We start from the raw sequence: 25,847 nt of genomic DNA on the forward strand, positions 1-25,847 counted from the left end.
CTCGTGGCGTTGGCGCAACGGTCGCGGGAAAAGCGGAAGCCTTTGTTGGGGCGGGCGTTTGCAGTGCACGGAAAAGGCTGTAAAAGCGCCTCGAAGGTGGAGAATCCGGGGGTGCGCCCCTGGGTTGAGAACAACGAATTCAAGGTTGCGCGCCATATGACTGCTCCGGCACGGGTGTTCGTAAAACTGGCCGCCGTCCTCGGCATCGCTTTCGCGACCGCGGTGACGACGACCGCCGGATCAATGGTGGTGGCCTCGCCAGCAATGGCGCAGTCGGCTTCCATCGTGGTGCAGGGGAATCGGCGTGTGGACGCCGATACGATCCGCTCCTACTTCAATCTCAAGCCCGGCGAGGGCCTGACCTCCGCGAAGATCGACGATGGCGTGAAGGCGCTCTATGCGACCGGCCTCTTCGCGGACGTCCGGGTCTCGCAGCAGGGTGGCCGCACCGTCGTGACGGTGGTCGAGAACGAGGTGATCAACAAGATCGCCTTCGAGGGCAACAAGAAGATCAAGGACGAGCAGCTCTCCGGCGAGATCCAGTCGAAGGAGCGCGGTCCCTTCTCCAAGGCGCTCGTGCAGGCTGATACCCAGCGCATCGTCGATCTCTATCGCCGCACTGGCCGTACCGACGTTAAGGTCAATCCGGTCACCATCGACCGCGGCAACGGCCGCGTCGACCTCGTCTTCGAGATCAACGAAGGCGAAAAGACGGGCGTGAAGGACATCAAGTTCGTCGGCAACAAGGCCTTCTCGGACTGGAAGCTGAAGGACGTCATCTCCACGACGACCACCAACTGGCTGTCCTTCCTGAAGTCCACCGACGTCTATGACGCCGACCGCGTGAACGCCGATCAGGAACTGCTGCGCCGCTTCTACCTGAAGAACGGCTATGCGGACTTCCGCATCGTGTCGGCCTCCGCCGAGCTCGATCCGGGCGGCGCCGGCTATGTCATCACCATCGTTCTCGACGAGGGCGCGCAGTACAAGTTCGGCAAGGTGGATGTGGTCTCCAACATCCGCGACGTGCCGGCGTCCAGCCTGCGCAACGCCCTGCGCGTGAGCGACGGCCAGATCTACAACGCCGAACTCGTCGAGAAGACGGTCGAGAACCTGACCATCGAGGTGTCGAAGAGCGGCTACGCCTTCGCCCAGGTGCGTCCGCGTGGCGACCGCGACTTCGAGAACAAGCGCATCAACGTCACGTTCGTGGTCGAGGAAGGCCCGCGCGTCTACGTCGAGCGCATCGAGATCCGCGGCAACACCCGTACCCGTGACTGGGTTATCCGCCGCGAGTTCGATATCGGCGAAGGCGATGCCTACAACCGCGTCCTCGTGGACCGCGCCGAGCGTCGCCTGAAGAACCTCGGCTACTTCAAGACCGTGAAGATCACCAACGAGCCGGGCTCCGCGCCCGACCGCGTGATCCTCGTGGTGACCGTGGAAGACCAGCCCACCGGCGAGTTCTCCATCTCCGGCGGCTACTCGACGGCGGACGGCTTCATCGGCTCGGTCTCGCTGGGCGAGAAGAACTTCCTCGGCCGCGGCCAGTACGTCAGCATCTCCGGCTCTCTCGGCCAGTACTCGCAGGGTGCCCAGTTCTCCTTCACCGAGCCGTACTTCCTCGGCTATCGCGTGGCGGCGGGCTTCGACCTCTACTGGAAGGAGACTTCGGCGAACTCGTACACGGTGTATGACAGCCAGACCATCGGCGGCGGCGTCCGTCTCGGCCTGCCCATCACCGACGAGGTCACGCTGGCTCTGCGCTACAATCTCTACCAGCGCGAGCTGAGCCTCCCGAACTGCACGACCTTCTATGGCACCGCCCTCACCGCGCAGAACTGCGGCGTGTCCTGGGCGATCATCGAGGCCGTGCAGCAGGGCCAGACCATCACCTCCGTGGTGGGCTACACCCTCTCGTTCAACGGGCTCGACAGCAACATCAACCCGACCAGCGGCCTCTACGCCGAGCTGAAGCAGGACTTCGCTGGTCTGGGTGGCGATGTGAACTTCGTCCGCACCACCGGTGATGTCCGCTACTACTATCCGCTGATCTACGACTCGATCCTGTTGCTGCATGGTCAGGCTGGTTACGTCTCCGCTTGGGGCGGCAAGGACCTCCAGATCATGGACAACTTCTTCATGGGTCCGAATCTGGTCCGCGGCTTCGCGCCCTCCGGCATCGGTCCGCGCGATCTGGCGAACTACAACCAGGATGCCCTCGGCGGCACGACCTACTGGGGTGCTTCGGCTGAAGTGCAGTTCCCGCTCTCCTTCCTGCCGAAGGATGTGGGCATGAAGGGCGCCGTCTTCTTCGATGCCGGCTCGGTCTATGGCTACACCGGCCCGACCACCTTCGCTTCCGCCGGAACGGCCAACTTCACGGTCTGCCCGTCGAACAGCCAGAACAAGATGGGCGCCATCTGCGTGGCCGACGACAACGTCATCCGTACCTCGGTCGGCGCCAGCTTGATCTGGCAGTCGCCCTTCGGTCCGCTGCGCTTCGACTATGCCTGGGCGCTGACGAAGGCCTCCTACGACGACCTGCAGGCGTTCCGCTTCTCCGGCGGCACCAAGTTCTGATCGTCGTCACATCGGTCCATCACGGGCGTCGCCGGCTGAGGCCGGCGGCGCCCGAACCACATTTGAGGTCATGAGCGAACCCGCATTCTTCCCCCTTCCGACGCCGCTGACGCTGGATGAGGTGGCTGCGCTGAGCGGCGCGCGCCTCGCCCGTCCCGGCGCGCAGGACGCCCTGCGCCTGACGGGTGTCGGAACCCTGGCGGACGCCGGCCCGAGCGAACTCGCCTTCCTCGACCAGTCCCGCTATCTGGCGACGCTGGGCACCGCCCGCGCCGGCGCCATCATCACCAGCGAGAAGTTCGCAGGCGAAGTGCCCGAGGCCATCGCGGTCCTGGTATCGCCGCGCCCCGCCAGCGCCTTCGTGGCCGTGACTCGGCAGCTTTTCCCCCAGGCCCTGCGGCCGCAGCCGGTGTTCGGCCACACCGGCATCGCCCCCGGCGCCTTCATCCATCCCACCGCCAGCCTTGAGGCAGGGGTGACCGTCGATCCCGGCGCGGTGATCGGCCCCGGTGCCGAGGTCGGTGCCGGTTCGGTCATCTGTGCTAATGCCGTGGTGGGTGCGGGCGTGCGGATCGGCCGGGACAGCACCATCGGGTCCGGCGTCAGCCTGTCCCATGCGCTGGTCGGCAATCGCGTCATCGTCCATGCTGGCGCCCGCATCGGGCAGGACGGCTTCGGCTATCAGCCCGGCCCCGGCGGCCACCTGAAGGTGCCGCAGATCGGCCGCGTGGTCCTTCAGGACGACGTGGAAATCGGCGCCGGCTCCACCATCGACCGCGGCGCGCTGCGCGACACGGTGATCGGGGAGGGGACCAAGATCGACAATCTGGTCCAGATCGCCCACAACGTGGTCATCGGTCGCCACTGCATCATCGTCTCCCAGACCGGCATCTCCGGCAGCACCACACTGGGCGATTTCGTGATGCTGGGCGGGCAGGTGGGCGTGGTCGGCCACTGCACCATCGGCGATGGCGCCCAGATCGCCGCCTCCAGCAATGTGAAGGGCGATGTGCCCCCCGGCGTGCGCTGGGGTGGATCTCCGGCCAAGCCGGTGCGCGAGTGGTTCCGCGAAATGACCACCTTGAAGAAGCTGGCTGAGTCGAGGGCGCGTTCCGGCGCCGCGACGCCGGGGGAAGAAGAATGAGCGAAGAAACCAAGGCGGACGAGACGAAGGTCCTGGACAGCATCGACATCCTGCGCATCCTGGCGCTCCTGCCGCATCGCTATCCGTTCCTGATGGTGGACCGGATCGAGGCGATCGACAGCGATCTGTCCTGCGTCGGCTACAAGAACGTGACGGCCAACGAGCCGCACTTCCAGGGCCACTTCCCGAACAATCCGGTCATGCCGGGCGTGCTCATCATCGAGGGCATGGCCCAGACGGCGGGTGCCATCTGCATCCACGCCAAGGGCGCCGACCGCAAGCCTTCGCTGGTCTATTTCATGACCATCGACGAGGCGAAGTTCCGTCGCCCGGTCCGCCCCGGCGACGTGCTCGAATATCACATGACCCGCCTCAACAAGCGCCGCAACATGTGGTGGTACCGCGGCGAAGCCCGGGTGGGCGGAGAAATCGTGGCGGAGGCGCGTGTTGGCGCCATGATCGCCGAGGAGTGAACGTGGCCCTGATCGACCCGACTGCCCGCGTTGCCGATGGCGCGCGGCTCGCCGATGATGTGGAAGTTGGACCCTACTGCATCGTCGGCCCCGATGTGACCCTCGAGGCCGGCGTGCGCCTCCACGCGCACGTGAACGTGCAGGGCGTGACCACGCTGGGCGCCCGCACGCAGGTCTATCCCTTCGCCTCGCTCGGCACGCCGCCGCAGTCGGTGCATTACAAGGGCGAGAAGACCAGCCTCGTGGTTGGCACCGACTGCCAGATCCGCGAGCACGTGACCATGAACACGGGCACGGCGAGCGGCCGCGGCGTCACCCGCGTCGGCAACAACTGCATGCTCATGACGGCCGCCCATGTCGCCCACGACTGCCTGGTCGGAGACAACGTGATCTTCGCCAACAATGCGACGCTCGGCGGCCATGTGGAGGTGGGCGACAACGTCTTCCTCGGCGGCCTCAGCGCGGTGCATCAGTTCGTGCGCATCGGCGCGCAGGTGATGATCGGCGGCGTCACCGGCGTGCGCGAGGATGTCATCCCCTTCGGCTACGCCATCGGCCAGAACGCCAATCTGGTGGGCCTCAATGTGGTGGGCATGAAGCGGCGCGGCTTCTCCAAGTCGGAACTGCACGCCGCCCGTGCCGCCTATCGCGATCTCTTCTTCGGCGAAGGCACGTTCGCAGACCGGCTCGCCGGCCTGCGGGAGCGGCAGGAGACCTCGCCCTTCATCAAGGCGCTGGTCTCCTTCGTGGATGCGGGCGGCAAGCGCGCCCTCTGCCATCCCTCGCGTGGGGTGGTGGCGCAGGAGGACTGACGCAAGATGACGGTGGCGCCCGCCATATCCCCTCCTGCTTTGCCCGGCGACGGGCCGGTGGGCATCGTGGCGGGCGGCGGCGCCTTTCCGGCGGCGGTGGCCGAGGCCGTGCGGGCGCAGGGCCGGGAGGTCTATCTCGGCCTGCTCCAGGGCTTTGCGGACCCTTCGCTGGAGCGCTATCCGCATTTCTGGTTCAAGGTCGGCTCCCTCGGCACCGCCACCACCCGCCTCAAGGCGCAGGGGGTGAAGGAACTGGTGATGGTGGGCACGCTGACGCGGCCGCGCGTGCGCGATCTCGGCCTCGACTGGACCATGCTGCGGCTTCTGCCGCGCATCGCCGCGCTGTTCCGCGGCGGCGACAACCATCTGCTCTCCGGCGTCGTCGAACTGGTAGCCGCCCAGGGCTTTGCCATGCGCGGTGCCCATGAGGTGGCCCCGAGCCTGCTGCTGCCGGAAGGCGTGCTCGGCGCCATCGCGCCCCGCCCGGTCGATCTCGACGACATCCGCCTCGGTCTGTCCCTCATCGCCTCGCTCGGCGCCTTCGACGTGGGGCAGGCGGTGATCGTGGTGAACGGCTTCGTGGTGGCGGTGGAGGCGGCGGAAGGCACGGACGAGATGCTCACCCGCTACAAGACCATGCGCGAGAAGGGGCGCCTGCGCTTCGGCAAGGGGCAGGGCGTGCTGGTGAAGGCACCCAAGCCGCAGCAGGACCGGCGCGTGGACCTGCCCTCCCTCGGCCCGCGGACCGTCCAGCGGGCGGCCGAGGCGGGTCTCGCCGGCATCGCCTTCGAGGCGGGCGGGGCCATCGTGCCGGATGCCGAGCATCTGGTGGCGGAGGCCGACAAGGCGGGTCTCTTCGTGGTCGGCGTGCGCCCGCAGGTGGCATCATGAGCGCGCCCGGCAAGCCGCTCGACGTCTTCGTCGTGGCCGGCGAGGAATCGGGGGACGTGCTGGGCGGCGCGCTGCTCGCGGCCCTGAAGGCGCAGGCGCCGCAGGGCATCACCTTCCGCGGCATCGGCGGCACGCGCATGGCGGGGCAGGGGCTCAAGAGCCTCTTCCCCATGGACGATCTCACCGCCATCGGCTTCGGTGCCGTGCTCTCCAAGCTGCGCACCATCCTGAAGCGGCTGAAGGAGACGGTGGAGGCCATCTGCGCCGCACCGCCGGACGTGCTCGTGCTGATCGACGCGCCGGATTTCACCCATCGCGTCGCAGCCAAGGTGCGCAAGCGCCGGCCGGACATTCCCATCGTCAAATATGTCTCGCCCACGGTCTGGGCGTGGCGCTCTGGCCGGGCGAAGGCCATGCGGCCCTATACGGACCGCTTGCTGGCGCTGCTGCCCTTCGAACCGGAGGTGCATGCGCGGCTCGGTGGCCCGGTCACGGACTATGTGGGCCATCCGCTGCTGGAGCATCTGGAAGACCTGCGCCCCTCCGCCGAGGAGGCCGCGCGCCGCGCTTCCGATCCGCCGCTGGTGCTCGCCTTGCCGGGCAGCCGGCGGGCCGAACTGGAGCGGCTCGGTGCCATCTTCGGGGAGGCGCTGGGCCGTGTGGCCGTTGAGCGGCCCATCGAGGTGGTGCTGCCGACCCTGCCGCGTCTTGTGCCCAAGGTTCTGGCCATGGTGGCGCGCTGGCCGGTGCCGGTACGCATCGTCACCGATGCGGGCGAGAAGCATGCCGTTTTCCGGCAGGCGCGCGCGGCGCTTGCCGCCTCGGGCACCGTGACGCTGGAACTCGGCCTTGCGGGCGTGCCCACCGTTGCGGCCTACAAGCTCTCCGAATGGGAGGCCAAGATCGCCCCCCACGTGCTGCACCTCACCACGGTGATCCTCGCCAATCTGGTGATCGGCGAGAATGTGGTGCCCGAATTCCTCCAGAAGGACTGCACGCCGGAGAAGCTGTCGGCGGCGCTCCTCGAGACGCTGGCCGAGGGCCCGGCCCGCGCCCGCCAGCTCGAGGGCTTCGCGAAGCTCGACGCCATCATGGGCGCCGACGACGCCCCGCCCTCCCAGCGGGCGGCGGCGGTGGTGCTTGAGGCAGCGGGCGCTCGCCGGCACTGAGCTTCACTCGTCCAGTTTCAGCCGGTTGAAGGTGGCGGCGAGGTGGTCGATGAGCGCGCGCACGGCGGGCGTCAGGCCCCGGCGCGTTGTAAAGACGATGTGCACGATGCCCATCTGCCCGCCCCAGCCCGGAAAGACCCGGACCAGCCGGCCGCTGGCAAGGTCGGCACGGCAGATGTGATCGGGCAGAAGGGCAACGCCGAGACCGGCGGCTGCCGCCTCGCGCAGCGCGGCAAAGTCCACGCAGCTGAGGCGCGGCTCGTGCCGGAGGCTGTGGCTGGCGCCATCCGGACCCACGAGATCCCAGACCGTCTCGCCGATTTCATCGTTGGAACCCAGCGTCGGCAGGTCGTTCAGGCTCGCGATGTCGGCGCCCGGCACCCTTCCCGCAAGTGCCGGGGCGGCGACGAGAATGCGGCGTGAGCGGCCCAGCGTGCGCATGGTGAGTGAGGCGTCGGTGGTGAGGTCCACCCGCACCCGCAGGGCCACGTCGATGCGCTCGGCGATGAGATCCACGGGCCGGTCTGCCGCGATCAACTGCATCCGGACCTTGGGATGGCGGGACAGGAAGGCGGGGAGGCCGGGCGACAGCACTTCCACAAGGCCCGTGGGGCAACTGAAGCGGACGAGCCCGCGAGGTTCGCTCCGCGCCTGCGCGACCAGCGCTTCCGCCTGCTCCGCTTCCTCCAGCAGCGCCCGGCAGCGTCCATAGAAGGCCTCCCCCACCTCCGTCACCCGAAAGCGCCGGGAGGAGCGCTCGATGAGGCGGACGCCAAGCCGCGCCTCCAGCGCCGCCACCCGGCGGCTGAGCTTGGACTTGGGCGTATGAAGCGCCCTGCCGGCGGGGGCGAAGCCGCCGTGCTTCACCACCTCGGCAAAGAAGGCGTAGTCGTTCAGATCCGCCATGACATCGTTCCTCATGTGGAACGATACGTGCCACATCTGGAGGCTACAGGCATCAGCGTTCCGGATCTAACTCTCGTCCATCAGCGACGGCATCAGCCGCCGCAACCATCGACAGGAGACAGGATCATGACGACGTTCCAGAACAAGGTGGTGGTGGTCACCGGCGGCACCAGCGGCATCGGCCTTGCGACCGCGAAGGCGTTTTCCGCCGCCGGCGCGTTCGTCTTCATCACCGGCCGCCGGCAGGAGGCGCTCGATGCCGCCGTGAAGGCAATCGGCGGGCACGTGACGGGCGTGCGCGGCGACATGTCGAAGCTGGCGGATATCGACCGCCTCTATGACGCAGTCCAGCAGCGCCACGCGCAGATCGACGTGCTGTTCGCCAATGCCGGCGGCGGCGGATTTGCGCCGCTCGGCGCCATCGACGAAACTCACTTCGACGAGACCTTCGCGACGAACGTGAAGGGCGTGCTCTTCACCGTGCAGAAGGCGCTCCCGCTGCTGAAGGACGGGGGTGCGGTCGTCCTGACCGGCTCGACCGCAGGCGCCTCGGGCACCCCGGCCTTCAGCGTCTACGGCGCCACCAAGGCGGCGGTGCGCAGCTTCGCCCGCAATTGGGTCCTCGACCTGAAGGATCGGCACATCCGGGTAAATGTGGTGAGCCCCGGTCCGATCGACACGGCTGGCCTCAATGAGCTGTTCGGTGGCGGCACGCAGGCGGACGCGGTGAAAGCGGGCTTGGTCGGTGCCATTCCGTCCGGTCGCGTGGGCCAGCCGGAGGAGGTGGCGCAGGCCGTCCTGTTCCTTGCTTCTGAAGCGGCGAGCTTCATCAACGGCGCCGAACTGTTCGTCGATGGCGGCATGACGCAGATCTGAGGGGAGGACGCCGTGACAGAGACCATCCAGACCCTCCTGCGCCGGAACCTCCACGAGGTGTTCGGCACGCGCGATACGGCCGGACGCCGGGCGGCGATCGAAGCACTCTACGATCCGGCGGCGACCTTCGTCGATCACGGCGGGACACATGCCGGCTGGGACGCCATCGATGCGGCGGCCGCCGCCGTACAGGCGGCCACGCCCGGCTTTATCTTTGCCGAGGACGGGGACGCGCAGGTGGTGGGTGATCTGGCGGACGGGGCCGGGCGTGTCGCCTGGACCTATGGTCCGGCAGAGGACAAGCGGCGGGTCACCGGCGCCGACCTCGTCCTCGTCCGGAACGGCCGCATCGTCGCCCTTTCTGCCGTCCTTCACCGATAGAGGCTCGGCCGGCACAAACAAAAAGGGCGCGGCCGAAGCCGCGCCCTCGAAAGGCTGAGCAGCGGGGGGCAGGCCCCCGCGTCCCGCTCACTTGCGCTTGGACATCGCCACGTAATCGCGGCGGGCGGCGCCGGTGTAGAGCTGGCGGGGACGGCCGATGCGCTGGCTCGGGTCCTCGATCATTTCCTTCCACTGGCCGATCCAGCCGACGGTACGCGCGAGGGCGAACAGCACGGTGAACATGGTGGTGGGGAAGCCCATCGCCTTCAGGGTGATGCCCGAATAGAAGTCGATGTTCGGATAGAGCTTCTTTTCGATGAAGTACTCGTCGTGCAGGGCGACGCGCTCGAGCTCCACCGCCACGTCGAGCAGCGGATCGTCCTTGATGCCGAGCTCGGTCAGCACTTCGTGGCAGGTCTGCTGCATGATCTTGGCGCGCGGGTCGTAGTTCTTGTAGACCCGGTGGCCGAAGCCCATGAGGCGGAAGGGATCGTTCTTGTCCTTCGCCTTGTTCACGAACTCGGGGATGCGGTCCGGCGTGCCGATCTCGGTCAGCATCTTGAGGGCGGCTTCATTGGCGCCGCCGTGCGCCGGACCCCACAGGCAGGCGATGCCGGCGGCAATACAGGCGAACGGGTTGGCGCCGGACGAGCCGGCGAGACGCACCGTCGAGGTGGAAGCGTTCTGCTCGTGGTCTGCGTGCAGGATGAAGATCTTGTCCAGCGCGCGGGCGAGCGTCGGGCTCACCTTGTAGTCCTCGCAGGGGACCGCGAAGCACATGTTGAGGAAGTTGGAGGCGTAGTCGAGGTCGTTCTTCGGATACACGAAGGGCTGACCGATCGAATACTTGTAAGCCATCGCCGCCAGCGTCGGCATCTTCGCGATCATGCGGATGGACGCGATGAGGCGCTGCTGCGGATCGGAGATGTCGGTGGAGTCGTGGTAGAAGGCCGAGAGCGCGCCGACGCAGGCCACCATGATCGCCATGGGGTGCGCGTCGCGGCGGAAGCCGTTGAAGAAGCGGTTCATCTGGTCGTGAACCATCGTGTGACGGGTCACGGAGTGATCGAAGTCCGCCTTCTGGGCGGCGGTCGGCAGTTCGCCGTACAGCAGCAGGTAGCAGGTCTCGAGGAAGTCACCGCCCTCGGCGAGCTGCTCGATGGGGAAGCCGCGATAGAGGAGAACGCCTTCGTCGCCGTCGATATAGGTGATCTGGCTCTCGCAGGACGCGGTGGACGTGAAGCCCGGATCGTAGGTGAACATCCCGCTCTGGCCGTAGAGCTTGGAGATATCCACCACGTCAGGCCCGATGGTTCCTTTCTTGATGGGGAATTCCCAGCTCTTGTCGCCCACTGTCAGCTTGGCCGCGGTGGCGTTGTTGGTGGCGTCCATGAGATCTCCCTTGAAATCGGGCGGAAGCGCTGAGCGCTTCGCGGGTGCGAAGGCATCCGGGGCGCAGTCGTAAACCCTCCCTAAATCCGCCGCAAGCGTGACCACGCCTCCCCTTCAGGCAGAATTGCTGCCAGTCTGGCGGGCGAGATCCTCCGGTGCATTCAGGTTGGCAAAGGGGTCGTGCGGCTCGGTCGGCCATGGCACGCAAGCCGCTGCATGGGCTGACAGAAACTGCCCGACGCGGCGTTCGCCGGCCTCAAGATATGCACGCAGTGCATGACGCAGTGCGACCGGCCAGAGCGCGACGACCGGATGGGTGCGCGCCCCCGATGCGGCGTGTGCGAGATGCGGCCCATCCGCGCCGCCGGCCGCGAGGAGCCTCGTCACGAGATCGGCGGGAAGGCGCGGCGTATCCACAGGCGCACTGACCATCCATTCGACTTCGGGCTTCTCGGCCGCGAGGTGCTCCAGCCCCGCGAGCACGCCGGCCAGCGGCCCCGGATGGTCGGGCAGGGGATCGGGCAGCACCTGGAGGCCGAAAGCGGCGAAGCGCTCCGGTGGCCCGTTGGCGGACAGCAGCACGCCCTCCACTTGCGGGGCGAGGCGTTCCGCCACATGGGCCAGCAGCGGCCGCCCCTCGAACGTCACCAGCGCCTTGTCGACGCCGCCCATGCGCCGGGCCAGTCCGCCGGCGAGAATGAGGCCGAAGATGCGCGGGCGAGGGGGAAGCGGGAGAGCGGTCATCGGCCCACCATAGCAAAACGCCCGGCACAGGGCCGGACGTTCGCAGGATCAGCGGTGGGAAAGAGGCCGGAGCCTCACTCCGCGATGGGGGCCCGCAGGCGGGTGCGCAGGCCGAGCTTGGCGCGGAAGGCCTTCCAGGCGGCGAAGTCGTTGAGCTTCGAGCCTTCGCCCAGCGCTATCAGCGCGGCGGCGAGGAAGGGCAGGCTCTGGATCACCAGCGCGAGGGCATAGAGGTCCACTTCGCGGATGGTGTGCCAGTTCTGCATGTGCACCGCCACGCCGGCCGTGAAGAGCAGGCCGCCGATCACCGCTTCCCAAAGCGCCGGGAAGGAGCGGGCGGCGCCCGCCAGCCAGTTGCCGCCCTTCGCCGTGCGGGCGAAGGCCAGGTCCTTGTAGCGGAAGCCGTCGTACACCGCCTTGGCGACCGTGAACTGCACCGCCATGGCCGCGAAGGCGGCACCCAGCATGCGCAGCGGCGTGGTGGCGACGCGCATCCGGTACATGGCGATGAAGTGCAGCACATAGACCAGGAAGGTGGCGATGATCGGCAGCGTCAGCACGTGGGCCGGCACGGCAATGCCGAGGGCGAAGACGAAGGGCACGAACAGCAGCGACAGGATCGCGGCGAGCGCACCGACCGACTCGGCGCCGAGCCAGGTCACCCAGCCGAGCAGGAAGTGCCGGCGCTGGGCGGTGGTGAGGCGCGAGTTGCCGGGCAGGAACCGACGCCAGTGCTTCTTCACGATCTGGAAGCCACCATAGGCCCAGCGGTGACGCTGCTTCTTGAAGGCTTCAAACGTGTCGGGCAGCAGGCCCCAGCCGTAGCGCACGCGGGTGTAGTGCGTCTTCCAGCCGTTCTCGGCGATGGAAAGGCCGAGGTCCGTGTCCTCGCAGATGGTGTCGGACGACCAGGAGCCGGCCTCCATCATCGCCGCGCGGCGGATCAGGCACATGGTGCCATGCACCACGATGGCGTCTTCCTCGTTGCGCTGAACCATGCCGATGTCGAAGAAGCCGGCATATTCGGCATTCATCGCCTCGTGCAGCGGGCTCACCGCGCCGTCGCGATGGTCCTGCGGCGCCTGGACGAGACCCACGGTGGGATCGTCGAACATGGGCACGAGGTTCTTCAGCCAGTCGGGATGGACCACATAGTCCGCGTCGATGACGCCGATGATCTCGGCATCGTCCGCCGTGTGCTCGAGGGCGATGCGCAGGGCGCCGGCCTTGAAGCCCTGAACCTTCTCCGCATTGATGAACTTGATGTGGTCACCCAACGTCGCGCAGTGCGCCCGGACCGGCTCCACCATGGCGGGGTCGGGGGTGTTGTTGACGATGATGACCGCTTCGAAGTTCGGGTAGTTGAGGCGGGCGAGGCTGTCGATGGTCTGCTTCAGCATCTCCGGCGGCTCGCGATAGGCGGGCACGTGGATGGAGACCTTGGGGAAGCGAACCGGGACCGACGCGCGCTGGTTCTCTACCAGACGGCGCGGGGTGCGGCCGAAGGCGACGGAGGCCAGTTCCTCGGCGCGATAGAGCACCACCACCACCAGCGGGCCGAGCAGGAGGAAGCTCAGCGTGACGGTGATGTAGTTGCCGCCCGTCACATAGTGGGTCAGCCAGTAGTTGATGACGAGCGCCACCCAGGCGCCTACGCCATTGGCGGCGGCCGAGAGGGCGAGGCCCTGCGACATGGTCAGCGGCGCCATGCGCAGCATCGGCAGCGAGAACAGGATGCCCAGCAGCAGCGCGAGGACGGCGGCGTGGGTGTAGTTCGATTCCGTGATCGGGCCGGTGAGCGGGAACTTCAGGTGACGCTGGGCGTCCATGATGCCCCAATACTGGCCGACCGAGCCCTCGAACGACTTCCACGGGGCGTCGAACGCCTCGATGATGTTGTACTCGATGCCCAGAGCCTCGGCGCGGGCGGCGAAGGTGCGGATGACCTGCGCCTGCGCCAGCTCACCCGGCACGGAGGCGTCGCGGTTATAGCCCGCGCTCGGCCAGCCGAACTCGGCGATGACGATGCGCTTGCCGGGATAGGCGGCGCGCAGGCGGTTGTAGATGTCGATGGAGCGGTCCACCACCTGCTCGGCGGGGACGCCCTCCCAGTAGGGCAGGATGTGCGCGGCGATATAGTCCACCGCCGAGACCAGCTCGGGATGATCCAGCCACACGTTCCAGATCTCGCCGGTGGTGACCGGCGTGTTGGTCTGGCGCTTCACCTTGCGGATCAGCTCGGCCATCTCGGCGGCGCTCTTCTCGCCGCGGAAGATGGTCTCGTTGCCGACCACGAGGCCTTCGACGTTCGGGTTCTTGCGGGAAAGATCCACCGCGTTGCGGATCTCGCGCTCGTTGCGCGCCTCGTTCTTGTCGATCCAGGCGCCCACCGTGACCTTGAGGCCGCGCTCGGCCGCGATCGGAGGCGTCAGCTCGACGCCGCCGGTGGAGGAATAGGTACGGATGGAGCGGGTATAAGGAGCGACCGCCGCCACGTCGGCGCGGATCTGCTTCTCGTTCGTCGCCTCGCCGGCATCCGGGTCCGCCCCGCGCCCATAAGGCGCGAAGGACAGGCTCGTGAACCGATCGGTAACCGCAGGCGCGTTTACCTCGGGACGCAAGGATACCCACATCGCGGCGTGGAACGCCGTCACAACCGCAATGACTGCCGCCGCAGCAGCGAGACCGGGACGCATGGCCAGACCCACTCGAAAGGGAGATCGAACCTCAGAACGCACGCTTCCGACCAAGGTTCCTGGCGCGGAAGCGCGGGACATCCATTCGACCTGCCCCGTCGGTCGGCACTGTCGCGCTTAACGCAGTGCAATGAGACACTAACCGTCTCAAATCAAGTGGTAAATGTAGACTGTGGCGGCCGTTCGGCGCGGCTGCGTCCGCGCCAAGGTCTTATTATTGCGCAGGTGCAGCAACATAGTCGGGATTCACCCAGCATTGCTGCACGCGGCTGCCCAGACGCTCCTGCGTTTTTGGATCGATGTTGCCCTGGCGCACCAGGCAGCGGAAGGCCAGCTTCAGGTGCTCGCTCGGGCAGCCGAAGCGCTCGTAGAGCTCCAGATGACGGCGGGCGGTGTCGATGTCGTCGCGCCACAGCAGCGCGGCGATGCGGCGGCCGGTCCACACGCATTCGGGCAGGCCGGCTGCGCCGGGGAGCTTGGAGGCTTCGACGAATTCTTCCACCGAGCGGCGCTGCGCCTCGCGGGCGGCCTGCTGCTCTGGGGTGAGCTGCGGCTCGGCGGCCTGCGGCTTGGCGTCGCCGCCGCTCCCCTGGGTCTGGGCGGCCAGCGGCCCGGTGCAGGCGATCAGGAAGGCGCCCAGAAGGAGCGTGAGACGGAAGCTGTGCATGACGGCCATATGTTTGAAGACTTGTGCGGGGCGACGACGCGCATCGGCGAAGCGACGCGCAAATTAGAAGAAGGCTATGAGTTTGTCAGCAAGAGGACGCGAGCAAGCTTAAATCTCGTCCCCACAAGATGCGCGGCCCCGCCACGGCCATGCCGGCGCCTTGGTGGCTTCACACTGCCCGTGTGAAGCTTTATGCGGTTTTTCTCGTCCCGCCTGCGTCTTGGCGCCCCAGGAGTCCCCATGTCCGTGTCCTATCGCTTGCCGCTGCTGCTGGCCCTCGTCGTGTCGGCGGCCGTGGTCGGGCTGTGGGTCTGGGCCGGCCGGCCCGTGGCCATGCCGCCCTCGCCGCTGGCGGCGGGTGAGAAGCTGCAATGCGTCTCCTATGCGCCCTTCCGCGAGGGGCAGTCGCCGCTCGATCCGGGCCTCGTCATCCCCGAGAGCCAGATCGACGACGATCTGGCGCAGCTCGCCAAGATCACCGACTGCGTGCGCACCTATTCGGTGGAAAAGGGTCTCGACAAGGTGGCGCCCATGGCCCGCAAGCACGGCCTGACCATGCTGCAGGGTGTGTGGCTGGGCAACGACCGGGCGAAGAACAAGGTGGAGGTGGACCAGGCGGTCGCGCTCGCCAAGGCCTATCCCGATGTCATCAAGGCGCTGGTGGTGGGTAACGAAGTGATGCTCCGCGGCGAACTCTCCGCCACCGACATCTCCGCCATCCTGAAGGATGTGAAGGCGCGCGTGGCGCCGGTTCAGGTGACCTATGCGGACGTCTGGGAATTCTGGTCCCGCGCCCGCGCGCTCGCCAATGACGTCGATTTCATCACCATCCACATCCTGCCTTATTGGGAGGACCTGCCGGTCGCCGCCGACAAGGCCGGCCGCCATGTGGACGAGATCCGCCAGCACATGGCGCAGGAATTTCCCGGCAAGGACATCCTCATCGGCGAGACCGGCTGGCCGAGCGCCGGGCGCATGCGCGAGGGCGCGCTGCCGTCTCCCGCCGATCAGGCGCTCGTCATGCATGACCTGATGCGCCTTGCGAAAGAGAAGGGCTATCGGGTCAATGTCATCGAGGCCTTCGACCAGCCCTGGAAGCGGGCGAACGAGGGCACGGTGGGCGGCCATTGGGGCCTCATCGATTCCGGCACCCGCGCGCCGAAATTCATCTGGGGGCAGGGCGTCTCAAACCATCCCAACTGGCAGGCCCATGCGGTGGCCGGCGTCGTCGCCGTCTTCGCCAGCTTTGCCGCCGGCCTCTGGGGCGCGCGCCGCCGGGGCGCGGCCGTGCCGACCAAGGATTGGCTCGGCATTGCGGTGATCGCGTTCGCCGGTGGCGCGACGCTCGGTGCCGCCGTCTCCGCTCTGCCGCTGGAAAGCCTCGGGGTGGCCGGCTGGATGCGCAACGTCGGTTTCGTGCTGCTGGCGCTCCTGTCCGTGCTGGTGATTCCGGCAGTGATTGGGGCGGGCGTGCGTCTGCCGGCGCTGGCGGTGGCCCTTCATCCCGCCCGCCGTCGCACTGCTCCCGGCCTTCAGGTGGCGGCGGGCGTCGTTTTCGCGCTGGCGGTGCTGGCCATCGGCGAAGTGGGCTTCGAGCTGGTGTTCAACTCCCGCTACAAGGACTTTCCCTATTTCCCGCTGACACCGGTGGCGCTCGCCGTGGCGGTGCTGGCGCTGCTGCGCCGACCGGCCGGGGAGGCGCGGAGCCTTGCGGAAGATTTCGCCTTCTGGTGGCTGCTGTTCGCGGGCCTCTATATCCCGGTCAACGAGACGCTCCAGAACTGGCAGGCGCTGTGGTTCGGCGCCATCAGCCTCGTCGGCGCCCTCGCCCTGTGGCGGGTCCGGAGCGCCGCTCGCGTGGGGTGACCCCTGGGGCGGCTTTCACCTCGCCGGCGGAGGTCGCCTGAACGCGATGGCGAGCGGCTCAGGCCCGTCCGGGCCGGGCGAGGGAGAGTATGAGGATCATCGCGGCGATTGCGGACGCCACGTTGTTATAGAGCACGAGGCCGATGCCCGCGCAGGCGAGCGCGATGCCGAGCGTCACCACGTGCGGCCGCCAGAACTGGAGCAGGGCTCCCGCGAGCGCCAGAATGCCGAAGGCGCTGTACCCGAACAGCGCGATGACCGCCGAACGGGCCTGGCACTGGAAGGTCTGGAGTCCCGCCTCGCAGGCCAGCCCCACCACCGACGGCTCGATGATGACGTAGCGCATGTAGATCGCCCAGCTGGTCGCCAGCAGGGTGGAGGCGATCAGCCAGTTCATGGCGCGCGGGCTGGGGCTGAAGCTGCGGTCGGTCATCGGCGGGAGGCGTCCGGCATCGGGGAGCAAAGACATAGGCGGCCGAAATGGCACCGCCAAGGCGGGCTGACAATGAGTGAGGCTCGACTTTGGCCGAAATATCTCCAAAATGGCGGAATTCCGCGTGGTGTCCTGGGGCGTGCGGGAGCGCCTCGCACGCGGAGCGTCTTTCCGCGCCTGAGGCGTCCCGTTCCGGGAGGATGATATGAAACTGAAGCGCATGGCATTGGGTGCCGCGTTGAGCGCGCTGGCCTTTCTGCCGGCGGTGCCGGTTCTTGCCGCCGCCGATGCCCAACCCCAGAGCCGCAAGGACTGGATGAAGGCGGCCTGGTCACTCATGGCGACCCATCGGGCGCTGCCGGCGGACATTCCGGACCGCGCCGGGCGCTATGAAGTGGTGGTGGCCCTGCGGGTGCGGCGTGACGGGACGGTCTCGACCGCCGAACTCGTCCGTAGTTCCGGCCTGCCGTCCCTGGACAACAGCGTGCTGAAGATGGTGCTGCTGTCCGCGCCCTTCCCGCCCTTGCCGCCGGACATGCGGGAGAACGAGCTTCTGGCCATGCCGGTGGCCTTCTCCTTCGACCAGCCGGAAGGGCAGGAGCGCAGCGTCATCGACGCCAAGAGCCTCTTCGAATCGCGCAAGCTCATGGACAAGCGGCGGGCCGAGAACCGCCTCTGAGCGCCCCCTCGGGCGTGGGGCATGCAAAATTGTGCATTGCGTCAAGCTGGAGCTTGGCTATGACACCAACCGGTGTTGCCTGCCTTTCTTGATTCTTTGCCAAAGGCGCAGAAATGCTCCGTTTTTTGCTCTCGGCCCTGGTTCTGGGCGTGTGCGTTACGGCCGCCCAGGCAGAGGATCTGCCGCAGACGGTAGCCGAGTGGCGGCAGGCCGCCTGGACCCGCCTTGCGCAGTTGAGCAACATCCCACCTGAGGTTGTCGACAAGCCCGGTACCTATCAGGCGGAAGTCACGATCATCGTGCGCAGGGACGGCTCGGTGGCCCGCTCGGAGCTGGCCCAGAGCTGCGGCAAGGATGAGCTGGACGAGAATGCGCTGCGCCTCGCGCACATGGCTTCGCCCTTGCCGCCTCTGCCGCCGGACATGCCCTTCGCAACCATGAGCGTCACCCTGCCGGTGGTCTATGCCTATCCGCCCCGGCCGCCCCGGACGGTGCGGGAGCTGCGGCGGCTGCGCAAGGACATCTCCCGCTGATCGGTCGTCCGGTTTTCAGATACCGCGAGAGGCCGGCCTGCGGCTTTAGGGCGGTATTCATCCGGCAGGTGCATTCAATTTCCCCCGCTCGCCCTCTATGAGACGGGCATGAACGCGCAAGGGGAAAGTCCGATGTCCGAACGCAGCCTTCTGGTGGTGGTCCTCGCGGCGGGCGAGGGCACGCGCATGGCGTCCCGCCTGCCGAAGGTGCTGCACAGGATCGCCGGCCGTTCGATGCTCCACCATGTGCTGGAGACCACCCGGCAGGCGGGCGCCACCCGCGTGGCGGTGGTGATCGGGCCCGATCGCGAGGATGTTGCCGCCGAAGCGCACCGCGTGCGCCCGGACGCACAGGTGTTCGTCCAGACCGAGCGCCTCGGCACCGCCCATGCGGTGCTCGCCGCGCGCGCCGCGCTGGAAGAGCCGGCCGATGACGTGCTGGTGCTCTATGCGGACACGCCTCTGCTGAGGCCTGCGACGCTGGAAAACCTGCGCGCGCCACTGGCCGATGGCGCGGCCGTCGCCGTCCTCGGTTTCCGGCCCGCCGATCCCACCGGGTACGGCCGCCTGCTGACACAGGGCGATGCGCTGGTGGCCATCCGCGAGGAAAAGGACGCCACCCCTGACGAGCGCCGGGTGAATTTCTGCAATGCCGGCGTCATGGCGCTGCGGGGGCGCGAGGCGCTGTCCATTCTCACCCGCATCGGCAATGCCAACGCCAAGGGCGAATATTATCTGACCGACGCGGTGGAGATCGCCCGTGCCGACGGCCTCTCCGCTGTGGCCACCGAGGCCGAGGTGGACGAGGTGGCGGGCGTCAACAGCCGCCTCCAGCTTGCCGAGGCCGAGGCGATCCTCCAGGGCCGTCTGCGCCGGGCCGCCATGGCGGGCGGGGCGACGCTGGTGGCGCCGGAGACGGTCTTCCTCTCCGTCGATACCAGGCTCGGCCGCGACGTTCTCGTGGAGCCTAACGTGGTGTTCGGTCCCGGCGTGACCGTGGAGGACGACGTGGTCATCCACGCCTTCAGCCATCTGGAAGGCGCCCATCTGGAGCGCGGTGTCTCCATTGGTCCCTATGCCAGGCTGCGGCCGGGGACCCGCCTTGGGGAAGGCGTGCGCATCGGTAATTTCGTGGAGACCAAGGCGGCGGCCATTGATGCTGGCGCCAAGGTCAACCATCTCTCCTACGTGGGCGACGCCCATGTGGGGGCCAATGCCAATGTCGGTGCCGGCACCATCACCTGCAATTACGACGGCTTCTCCAAGCATCGGACCGAGATCGGCGCGGGCGCCTTCATCGGCACCAATTCCTCGCTGGTCGCACCGGTGAGCGTCGGGGCAGGGGCCTATATCGGCTCGGGCTCGGTCATCACCGATGACGTGCCGGCGGACGCCCTCGCGCTGGGGCGCGGCCGGCAGGCGGTGAAGGAAGGCTGGGCCGCCGCCCTGCGCGCCGCGCGGGGCAAGCCGAAGGTGTGACGATTGGAAAGGCGAAGTGATTCCTCACTTTTGCCCGAAGCAGGCTAGAGATTTGAACCTGAAGCTCGGCTTGCGGCGTGTCAGCCCAACGAACACCTGAAAGCTGCGTAGAAGAAAAGCTGTGTTGTTCGGTCGCGATGCAGGCCGGGCGACCTTCCCATACAGCACGTGCCGGAGCGCGTGCGGCGTGACCCTTGTGGAGTTCTATCCCTCATGTGCGGCATAGTCGGCATTCTCGGTCAGGGTCCGGTTGCGGAAGACGTCATCGATGCCCTGAAGCGGCTCGAATATCGCGGCTATGATTCCGCCGGCATCGCCACGCTGGAGCACGGGCATCTCGCCATCTGCCGAGCCGAGGGCAAGCTGCGCAATCTCGACCAGAAGCTCGCGCGCCATCCGCTCGCCGGCCACAGCGCCATCGGCCACACCCGCTGGGCCACCCACGGCAAGCCCTCCGAGCGCAATGCCCATCCCCACTCGGGCAAGAAGGTCGCGGTGGTGCACAATGGCATCATCGAGAACTTCCGCGAGCTGAAGGACGAACTGATCGCCGGCGGCGCACACTTCCTATCGGAAACCGACACGGAAGTGGTGGCCCTGCTGGTGGACCGCGAGCTGCGTGCCGGCCGCTCGCCCGTGGAGGCGGTGGGCAAGGTGCTGCCGCGCCTGCGCGGCGCGTTCGCGCTCGCCTTCCTGTTCGACGGCGAAGACGATCTCCTGATCGCCGCCCGCAAGGGCTCGCCGCTCGCCATCGGCTACGGCAAGGGCACCATGTATCTGGGCTCGGACGCCATCGCGCTCGGCTCCTTCACGGACGAGATCGTCTATCTGGAAGAGGGCGACTGGGCGGTCATCACCCGCGCCGGGGCGGAGATCCGCGACCTCAGCGGCGCGGTGGTGAAGCGGCCGATGGTGAAGGTACCGGCCGGGGCCATGCTGGTGGACAAGGGCAACCACCGCCACTTCATGGCCAAGGAGATCTACGAGCAGCCGGAAGTGATCCCCCACACCTTCGGCCATTATATCGACCCGACCAAAGAGACGGTGGTGCTGCCCGAACTGCCCTTCGATCTGGGCTCGGTGACGCACATCTCCATCACCGCCTGCGGCACCGCGCTTTATGCCGGTGCCGTTGCGGAATACTGGTTCGAACGCTTCGCCCGCGTGCCGGTGAGCATCGATATCGCCTCCGAATTCCGCTACCGCGAAACCCCGCTCCAGCCGGGCGGCATCACCATCGTGATCTCCCAGTCGGGCGAGACGGCCGATACGCTGGCCTCCCTGCGCTATGCGAAGGAACTGGGCCAGAAGGTGGTTGCGGTGGTGAACGTCCCCACCTCCACCATCGCCCGCGAGGCCGACGTGGTGCTGCCCACGCTGGCCGGGGTTGAGATCGGCGTCGCCTCCACCAAGGCCTTCACCTGCCAGCTCGCGACGCTCGCCTGCCTCGCCGTGGCGACGGGCCGGGCCAAGGGCGTGCTCACTTCCGATGATGAGCACCGCCTGGTGCGTGCCATGATGGAGGTGCCGCGCCTGATGACCGAGGCGCTGAAGCTGAGCCCGGAGATCGAGCTGCTCTCGCGCACCCTCGCGAAGGCGCAGGATGTGCTCTATCTGGGCCGCGGCACCAATTATCCGCTGGCGCTGGAAGGTGCGCTGAAGCTGAAGGAGATCAGCTACATCCATGCCGAGGGCTATGCGGCGGGCGAGCTGAAGCACGGCCCCATCGCGCTCATCGACGAAAAGATGCCGGTGGTGGTGATCGCGCCCTATGACCGGGTGTTCGAGAAGACCGTCTCGAATATGGAGGAAGTGGCGGCGCGCGGCGGGCGCATCATCCTCGTCACCGACCAGAAGGGCGCGGACCTTGCCAACGTCACCGCCATGCAGAAGCTGATCCTGCCCGAGATGCCGGCGACCATCGCGCCGCTGATCTATTCCATCCCCGTGCAGCTCATCGCCTATCACACGGCGGTGCTCATGGGCACGGACGTGGACCAGCCGCGCAATCTCGCCAAATCGGTCACCGTGGAGTGAGGGCAGGCGCCCTCATTTCCCCCCCGCCCATTCCCGTTTCGGCGGTGCGCAGCAGGTCGTCCTGCTGCGCCTGCGAGAGGAGGCGCCGGGGCACCATGCGGAACAGCGCGTCGCTCTCGAAGAAGAGGATCATGTGCCGGTCCTGCTTCATCTTGATGAGGTCGCGCCACGGCAGCGTCGCGTCGCCCTGCGGCGCCTGGGTCTGAAGCGCCTCGTCGGTCCACGCGAGTGTGAAGGGCTGGTTCAGCGATTTCTGCTGCGCAAAGATGCGGCGCGCGAGGCGGCCGTTGCGCCACCGGGTGGACCAGATCATGACGGCGGGAAAGAGCACTGCCAGCATCCCCGCCAGCGGCAGCGGGAGGTCGTCTCCTGACAGAGCCTTGATGGCAAAGACGGTGAGGCCCACCGTCACCAGATCAAGGAAGAGTACCGATAGGACGCCCCGCGCCGAGAGCAGGGCCTGGGTCTGAAATAGCTGATAGGCGCGCGCCACATCGTCGGCCGTGAGCTGGATCGAGATCGGGCCGCGCTGGGGGAGTGTCGTTTCCGTCATCAGTTTCTTTTTTGACCGTGTTCGGTCAATGGAATGCCATGACCGTCTTCTTGCAATGTTAAACGTGGATTTTCGTCTGTAAATGGTCGTGCCAAAGGTCTCGAAATCGCGATCACTACAATGGTGCCGACCTGATGTCTTGTGGTTCATCGTGCCGATAGTCTGGTTGCTGAGTGCTCAGGCACGCGCACCAGAGGGATATTCAAGAAAAGCGCGCGGTGGTTTGCGCATCGTGCACTGCGGTCTCGGCGTAAGTAAGTCCACGTATTCGCAGTCGCAATATTTTAAATGACGCAGGGGTATGCCGCGTTTTGGTTGGTTTTTGCCCCAACATGCTACCGCTTTGGAAGTTGATTCCGTATCCATCGCCACACGCACCGTGCCAATTTCGCCCCAGGCATCGAAACGGCTGTTGCTAGCCAAGAATTCCGGGGCGCCGTATGTTGAAGAACATGTCCATCAGGGCGAAGATCCTGCTCGCCTTCGCCGTCGTTCTGCTCGCCAATATCTGCAGCGGGGCGGTCATCCTGATGTCCAGTCGGACCGTTGACCGCAATGTGAACTGGACCATCCATACCTATGAGGTCCTGACGGAAGCTGATCAGCTTCTGATCTCGCTCATCAATCAGGAGACGGGCCTGCGCGGCTATCTCGTCACCGGCAAGACCTCCAGCCTTGAGCCCCTCACGGCGGGTGAAGCCGGCTATCGGCAGGCGTGGGCCAAGCTGAAGTCGCTCACCAGCGACAATGCCGTCCAGCAGCAGCGTCTCGATGCCATGCAGAAAGAGGTCGAGCAGTGGCAGCAGAACGTCTCGCGCGCCGCGATCGATCTCATGGGCAAGCCTGGACAGGAAAGCGCCGCGCAAGACATCGAGCGTTCCGGCAAGGGCAAGGCGAATTTCGACAAGATCCGGTCGATCCTGAGCGACTTCAAGGGCGCCGAGGCGTCGCTGCTTGAGGCGCGCGCCCAGGCCGTGGCGGCCGCGCAAACCGACATCGTTTATGCGGTCGTGCTGGCAGTGCTCGCCGTTCTGGCGCTGGCCGTCCTTGCAGCCGTCGCCCTGAATGCCCTGCTTGCCAAGCCCATCCGCCGTGCCATCTCCTCCATGGAGAAGATAAAGGGTGGCGACTACGCGACGCAGATCGACGATACGGACCGCCGGGACGAAATCGGTCTCATGGGCAATGCGCTGGTGTCGTTCCGCGACAGCCTCGGCGAGGCTGATCGCCTGGCCAAGGAAAACGCCGCGCGCGATGAAGTGGAGCGCCAAAGACTGGCCAAGCGCAACACCCTTGCGGCCGATTTCGTCTCCCGTATGACCGAGCTGTCGGCCGCCTTCGCCGCCTCTTCCGGGCAGGTGGCAAGCTCCGCCCGCAACCTGTCAGCCACGGCCGAGCAGACCTCCCGGCAAGCGCAGGCGGTGGCCTCGGCTGCGGAGGAAGCCGCGGAGAATGTTCAGACGGTTGCGGCCTCGTCCGAGGAACTGGCCGCTTCCGTTCGCGAGATCACCGGCCAGGTGAGCCATTCCGCTCAGGTTGCGGACGTCGCCTTCACTGAGGCTGAGAAGTCCAACAGCCGCATCGGCGAACTCGCCACGGCGGCTACCGCCATCGGCGACGTGATCTCCCTCATCAAAGGCATCGCCGACCAGACCAACCTGCTGGCGCTCAACGCCACCATCGAATCCGCCCGTGCCGGCGAAGCGGGCAAGGGCTTTGCCGTGGTGGCCTCCGAGGTGAAGCAACTCGCCTCCCAGACGGCCCGGGCGACCGACGAAATCGCGGCCAAGGTTGCGGAGATCCAGCAATCCACGCAGGGTAGCGTCACCTCCATGGCGGAGATCATGCGGGTGATCGCCAACATGAAGCAGATTTCCTCCTCCATCGCCGGCGCCGTCGAGGAACAGGGCGCTGCCACCGGCGAGATCGCGGAGAACTGTCAGCGCGCCTCCAGCGGCACGCAGATGGTGACGCAGAACATCAGCGGTGTCGGCCAGGCGGCCCAACTCACCGGCTCCGCCTCCACCGAACTTCTGGCGTTGTCCGAAGGGCTCTCCGGTCAGGCGGGCGATCTGAAGCAACTGGTGGAGACCTTCGTTCGGGACCTCAACGCCGCCTGAGCCGCAATCCGCCGCTCATCGCTTGACCCCAGCATCCCCCGCGACGCACGCGGGGGATGCTCTGCTTTCAAGGGGCCTGCTGCGCACGTCTCCGCGCCGATCTCGCCGCCCATCCCGACCTCGACCCTTCCGGCGCCGGTGCTGATCGCCACCATCGACCGGGTGGTCACCTGGGTCGAGGCCAATCCGCCCGCCAGCATTCCCGCCGCCGCTCGCCAGAGCACCCGCGCCGGCTGCGTTGCCCCGCGCGACCAGATCCGCACCGAGGCCGACAGCATCCGCGCCCAGCGAACCGCCAAGGGCCTGGAAAATCCCTGAGCGACGGCAACGCTTTCGCCGCCCGTGCGTTAGATTCAGGACAACTGGCAAGGGGGACCGCCGCATGCGCGTGTTGATCGCCGGCATGATGACCGTCACCGCAGCCCTGTCGCTGCCCGCAAACGTCCGGGCGGAGGGCTTTTCCACCCACGACCTCACGCCCTTCGCCACGCGGGTGACTGAGGCCATCGGCACGAACTGCCAGCCCGCCGCTGATCCCGCGCGCCTGACGCTGCTGTGCCCGGACGTCAAAGGGCCGCTCGTCGATATTTTCCTCAGGCGTCGGGACAGCGGCGACCGCATCGAACAGAATATGCGCGCCGGCAAAACCGGCCAGGCCGAGCTGGAGGCGCTCTGCCGCAAGATCAACGACCGTTGCACCGTGACGCTGCTCGACGTCGCACCTGCTGTTGGCTGGATCGGCGCGCAGCCGATGGGCCGGCAGGCCCTGTCCACCGCCGTCCTCGTGCGCGATGGCGATGAGCTGGTCGTTCGCGCCCTCGCCCCCGACCCGCAGGCCGCCCGCGCCGCAGTTGACAAGGCCCTCGCCATCGTCCGGCCGGTGATCGGCGACTGAGCCGCCCGCTTTCCCCTGCCCACCGACAGGAGACCACCGTGCGCCTGCGCACCGCCGCCCTCTATCCGTTCGGTCGCGTCGCCATGAAGATCGCGAGGCCGGCGAACAGGAGGCCGAGCCCCCACAGCACATAGATGGGCGCGCCGAAATACCAGGCGCCGGTCCAGCTTCCGATGAAGCTTGCGAAGGCAAACAGCTTGGCGATGAGCGGGATGGCGCCGGTCTCGCGCCAGCGCACCACGCTCGGGCCGAGATAGCGGTTGTTCAGCATCCAGGCCTCGAAGCGGGGCGAGGATTTCGCAAAGCACCAGGCGGCGAGGATGAGGAAGATGGTGCCCGGCATCATGGGCACCACCATGCCGATGGCACCGATGGTCACGAACACGAGCCCGGCGGAAAACAGCAGCCGCTGCAGCAGGATCTGGCGGAAGGTGGCGGCGGCGAACGGGGGCCGCGGCGGCTCGGTGGACACGGGGCAGGAAACCTTGGCAGGCGACGCACTGGGGCGCAGGGTGGCC

The 25,847-nt window shown here is 67.1% G+C and carries 24 protein-coding genes; 16 read left to right on the forward strand and 8 right to left on the reverse strand.

Going from position 1 to position 25,847, the window contains the following annotated elements:
• Positions 1–111 precede the first annotated feature (111 nt).
• The 6 genes from bamA to lpxB all read left to right on the forward strand — a co-directional run bounded on the left by bamA (position 112) and on the right by lpxB (position 7,072).
• Positions 112–2,583, forward strand: coding sequence for an outer membrane protein assembly factor BamA (gene bamA, locus DFO45_RS12255; protein ID WP_332122552.1), 2,472 nt, complete (start codon positions 112–114; stop codon positions 2,581–2,583).
• A gap of 70 nt (positions 2,584–2,653) precedes the next feature.
• On the forward strand, positions 2,654–3,727 hold the full coding sequence (gene lpxD, locus DFO45_RS12260) for a UDP-3-O-(3-hydroxymyristoyl)glucosamine N-acyltransferase (protein WP_133865081.1): 1,074 nt from the start codon (positions 2,654–2,656) through the stop codon (positions 3,725–3,727).
• Positions 3,724–4,200: a 3-hydroxyacyl-ACP dehydratase FabZ gene (gene fabZ / locus DFO45_RS12265; protein WP_012170231.1), complete on the forward strand. Its 477-nt coding sequence runs from the start codon at positions 3,724–3,726 to the stop codon at positions 4,198–4,200. Before lpxD ends, fabZ begins: the two co-directional genes overlap by 4 nt.
• Positions 4,197–5,012: an acyl-ACP--UDP-N-acetylglucosamine O-acyltransferase gene (gene lpxA, locus DFO45_RS12270; RefSeq protein WP_133865082.1), complete on the forward strand. Its 816-nt coding sequence runs from the start codon at positions 4,197–4,199 to the stop codon at positions 5,010–5,012. The genes fabZ and lpxA overlap by 4 nt, the downstream gene beginning before the upstream one ends.
• Before the next feature lie 6 nt (positions 5,013–5,018).
• Positions 5,019–5,903, forward strand: a complete 885-nt coding sequence (lpxI, locus tag DFO45_RS12275) for a UDP-2,3-diacylglucosamine diphosphatase LpxI (RefSeq protein WP_012170233.1) — start codon at positions 5,019–5,021, stop codon at positions 5,901–5,903.
• Positions 5,900–7,072 (forward strand): lipid-A-disaccharide synthase, encoded by a 1,173-nt coding sequence (lpxB, locus tag DFO45_RS12280; protein WP_133865083.1) that lies wholly within the window; start codon positions 5,900–5,902, stop codon positions 7,070–7,072. The genes lpxI and lpxB overlap by 4 nt, the downstream gene beginning before the upstream one ends.
• A gap of 3 nt (positions 7,073–7,075) precedes the next feature.
• Here the strand turns inward: lpxB and DFO45_RS12285 are convergent, their stop codons facing one another.
• Entirely contained in the window at positions 7,076–7,978 is a 903-nt protein-coding gene (locus tag DFO45_RS12285) for a LysR substrate-binding domain-containing protein (protein ID WP_133865084.1), read from the reverse strand.
• Positions 7,979–8,101: 123 nt separating this feature from the next.
• Between DFO45_RS12285 and DFO45_RS12290 the strand changes: the two genes are divergently transcribed.
• Together DFO45_RS12290 and DFO45_RS12295 are read left to right on the forward strand one after the other, a co-directional pair.
• Complete coding sequence (locus tag DFO45_RS12290) at positions 8,102–8,854, forward strand: SDR family oxidoreductase (protein WP_133865293.1); 753 nt, start codon at positions 8,102–8,104, stop codon at positions 8,852–8,854.
• 12 nt (positions 8,855–8,866) lie between these two features.
• Complete coding sequence (locus tag DFO45_RS12295) at positions 8,867–9,235, forward strand: nuclear transport factor 2 family protein (protein ID WP_133865085.1); 369 nt, start codon at positions 8,867–8,869, stop codon at positions 9,233–9,235.
• An 87-nt stretch (positions 9,236–9,322) separates the two neighbouring features.
• Here DFO45_RS12295 and gltA read toward each other — a convergent pair whose 3' ends face one another.
• The 4 genes from gltA to DFO45_RS12315 form a co-directional block, all read right to left on the reverse strand.
• Positions 9,323–10,627: a citrate synthase gene (gene gltA, locus DFO45_RS12300; RefSeq protein WP_012170238.1), complete on the reverse strand. Its 1,305-nt coding sequence runs from the start codon at positions 10,625–10,627 to the stop codon at positions 9,323–9,325.
• Between the two features lie 114 nt (positions 10,628–10,741).
• A complete protein-coding gene (gene mobA / locus DFO45_RS12305) occupies positions 10,742–11,371 on the reverse strand; it encodes a molybdenum cofactor guanylyltransferase MobA (protein ID WP_133865086.1) in 630 nt (209 codons plus the stop codon).
• A gap of 74 nt (positions 11,372–11,445) precedes the next feature.
• Positions 11,446–14,067: a glycosyltransferase gene (locus DFO45_RS12310; protein ID WP_208299784.1), complete on the reverse strand. Its 2,622-nt coding sequence runs from the start codon at positions 14,065–14,067 to the stop codon at positions 11,446–11,448.
• 214 nt (positions 14,068–14,281) lie between these two features.
• Positions 14,282–14,743 carry a hypothetical protein gene (locus tag DFO45_RS12315; protein WP_012170241.1) on the reverse strand — a complete coding sequence of 154 codons (462 nt, stop codon included), beginning with the start codon at positions 14,741–14,743 and terminating at the stop codon, positions 14,282–14,284.
• Positions 14,744–14,974: 231 nt separating this feature from the next.
• Here DFO45_RS12315 and DFO45_RS12320 point away from each other — a divergent pair, with 231 nt between their 5' ends.
• Entirely contained in the window at positions 14,975–16,600 is a 1,626-nt protein-coding gene (locus DFO45_RS12320; RefSeq protein ID WP_133865087.1) for a beta-1,6-glucan synthase, read from the forward strand.
• 58 nt (positions 16,601–16,658) lie between these two features.
• On the opposite strand, the gene DFO45_RS12325 is transcribed toward DFO45_RS12320, so the two are convergent.
• Entirely contained in the window at positions 16,659–17,033 is a 375-nt protein-coding gene (locus tag DFO45_RS12325; RefSeq protein ID WP_133865088.1) for a hypothetical protein, read from the reverse strand.
• A gap of 205 nt (positions 17,034–17,238) precedes the next feature.
• Here DFO45_RS12325 and DFO45_RS12330 point away from each other — a divergent pair, with 205 nt between their 5' ends.
• The 4 genes from DFO45_RS12330 (at position 17,239) to glmS (ending at position 21,761) form a co-directional block, all read left to right on the forward strand.
• Complete coding sequence (locus DFO45_RS12330) at positions 17,239–17,712, forward strand: TonB family protein (RefSeq protein WP_133865089.1); 474 nt, start codon at positions 17,239–17,241, stop codon at positions 17,710–17,712.
• A 113-nt stretch (positions 17,713–17,825) separates the two neighbouring features.
• The gene (locus tag DFO45_RS12335) at positions 17,826–18,245 is read left to right on the forward strand and encodes an energy transducer TonB (RefSeq protein ID WP_133865090.1); all 420 of its coding nucleotides are present in this window, start codon (positions 17,826–17,828) and stop codon (positions 18,243–18,245) included.
• Between the two features lie 132 nt (positions 18,246–18,377).
• A complete protein-coding gene (gene glmU / locus DFO45_RS12340; protein WP_133865091.1) occupies positions 18,378–19,724 on the forward strand; it encodes a bifunctional UDP-N-acetylglucosamine diphosphorylase/glucosamine-1-phosphate N-acetyltransferase GlmU in 1,347 nt (448 codons plus the stop codon).
• Between the two features lie 213 nt (positions 19,725–19,937).
• Complete coding sequence (gene glmS, locus DFO45_RS12345; protein ID WP_133865092.1) at positions 19,938–21,761, forward strand: glutamine--fructose-6-phosphate transaminase (isomerizing); 1,824 nt, start codon at positions 19,938–19,940, stop codon at positions 21,759–21,761.
• On the opposite strand, the gene DFO45_RS12350 is transcribed toward glmS, so the two are convergent.
• Positions 21,748–22,314, reverse strand: a complete 567-nt coding sequence (locus DFO45_RS12350) for a YcxB family protein (protein ID WP_166657115.1) — start codon at positions 22,312–22,314, stop codon at positions 21,748–21,750. The genes glmS and DFO45_RS12350 overlap by 14 nt on opposite strands.
• Before the next feature lie 440 nt (positions 22,315–22,754).
• Here DFO45_RS12350 and DFO45_RS12355 point away from each other — a divergent pair, with 440 nt between their 5' ends.
• From DFO45_RS12355 to DFO45_RS12365, 3 genes are all read left to right on the forward strand, one after another.
• On the forward strand, positions 22,755–24,434 hold the full coding sequence (locus DFO45_RS12355) for a CHASE3 domain-containing protein (RefSeq protein WP_133865094.1): 1,680 nt from the start codon (positions 22,755–22,757) through the stop codon (positions 24,432–24,434).
• A 138-nt stretch (positions 24,435–24,572) separates the two neighbouring features.
• Positions 24,573–24,752: a hypothetical protein gene (locus DFO45_RS12360; protein ID WP_133865095.1), complete on the forward strand. Its 180-nt coding sequence runs from the start codon at positions 24,573–24,575 to the stop codon at positions 24,750–24,752.
• Between the two features lie 64 nt (positions 24,753–24,816).
• Positions 24,817–25,329, forward strand: a complete 513-nt coding sequence (locus DFO45_RS12365; protein WP_133865096.1) for a hypothetical protein — start codon at positions 24,817–24,819, stop codon at positions 25,327–25,329.
• 61 nt (positions 25,330–25,390) lie between these two features.
• Here the strand turns inward: DFO45_RS12365 and DFO45_RS12370 are convergent, their stop codons facing one another.
• Positions 25,391–25,801, reverse strand: coding sequence for a YbaN family protein (locus DFO45_RS12370; protein WP_012170252.1), 411 nt, complete (start codon positions 25,799–25,801; stop codon positions 25,391–25,393).
• Positions 25,802–25,847: the final 46 nt, after the last annotated feature.

The organism is Azorhizobium sp. AG788 (genome assembly GCF_004364705.1).
GTDB lineage: Bacteria > Pseudomonadota > Alphaproteobacteria > Rhizobiales > Xanthobacteraceae > Azorhizobium > Azorhizobium caulinodans.

Coding starts and splice junctions, on each gene's coding strand:
- lpxD (WP_133865081.1), top strand. CDS start 2,654: ATGAGCGAACCCGCATTCTTCCCCCTTCCGACGCCGCTGACGCTGGAT.
- fabZ (WP_012170231.1), top strand. CDS start 3,724: ATGAGCGAAGAAACCAAGGCGGACGAGACGAAGGTCCTGGACAGCATC.
- lpxI (WP_012170233.1), top strand. CDS start 5,019: ATGACGGTGGCGCCCGCCATATCCCCTCCTGCTTTGCCCGGCGACGGG.
- lpxB (WP_133865083.1), top strand. CDS start 5,900: ATGAGCGCGCCCGGCAAGCCGCTCGACGTCTTCGTCGTGGCCGGCGAG.
- DFO45_RS12285 (WP_133865084.1), bottom strand. CDS start 7,978: ATGGCGGATCTGAACGACTACGCCTTCTTTGCCGAGGTGGTGAAGCAC.
- gltA (WP_012170238.1), bottom strand. CDS start 10,627: ATGGACGCCACCAACAACGCCACCGCGGCCAAGCTGACAGTGGGCGAC.
- mobA (WP_133865086.1), bottom strand. CDS start 11,371: ATGACCGCTCTCCCGCTTCCCCCTCGCCCGCGCATCTTCGGCCTCATT.
- DFO45_RS12310 (WP_208299784.1), bottom strand. CDS start 14,067: ATGCGTCCCGGTCTCGCTGCTGCGGCGGCAGTCATTGCGGTTGTGACG.
- DFO45_RS12315 (WP_012170241.1), bottom strand. CDS start 14,743: ATGGCCGTCATGCACAGCTTCCGTCTCACGCTCCTTCTGGGCGCCTTC.
- DFO45_RS12320 (WP_133865087.1), top strand. CDS start 14,975: ATGTCCGTGTCCTATCGCTTGCCGCTGCTGCTGGCCCTCGTCGTGTCG.
- DFO45_RS12325 (WP_133865088.1), bottom strand. CDS start 17,033: ATGACCGACCGCAGCTTCAGCCCCAGCCCGCGCGCCATGAACTGGCTG.
- DFO45_RS12330 (WP_133865089.1), top strand. CDS start 17,239: ATGAAACTGAAGCGCATGGCATTGGGTGCCGCGTTGAGCGCGCTGGCC.
- DFO45_RS12335 (WP_133865090.1), top strand. CDS start 17,826: ATGCTCCGTTTTTTGCTCTCGGCCCTGGTTCTGGGCGTGTGCGTTACG.
- glmU (WP_133865091.1), top strand. CDS start 18,378: ATGTCCGAACGCAGCCTTCTGGTGGTGGTCCTCGCGGCGGGCGAGGGC.
- glmS (WP_133865092.1), top strand. CDS start 19,938: ATGTGCGGCATAGTCGGCATTCTCGGTCAGGGTCCGGTTGCGGAAGAC.
- DFO45_RS12350 (WP_166657115.1), bottom strand. CDS start 22,314: ATGACGGAAACGACACTCCCCCAGCGCGGCCCGATCTCGATCCAGCTC.
- DFO45_RS12355 (WP_133865094.1), top strand. CDS start 22,755: ATGTTGAAGAACATGTCCATCAGGGCGAAGATCCTGCTCGCCTTCGCC.
- DFO45_RS12365 (WP_133865096.1), top strand. CDS start 24,817: ATGCGCGTGTTGATCGCCGGCATGATGACCGTCACCGCAGCCCTGTCG.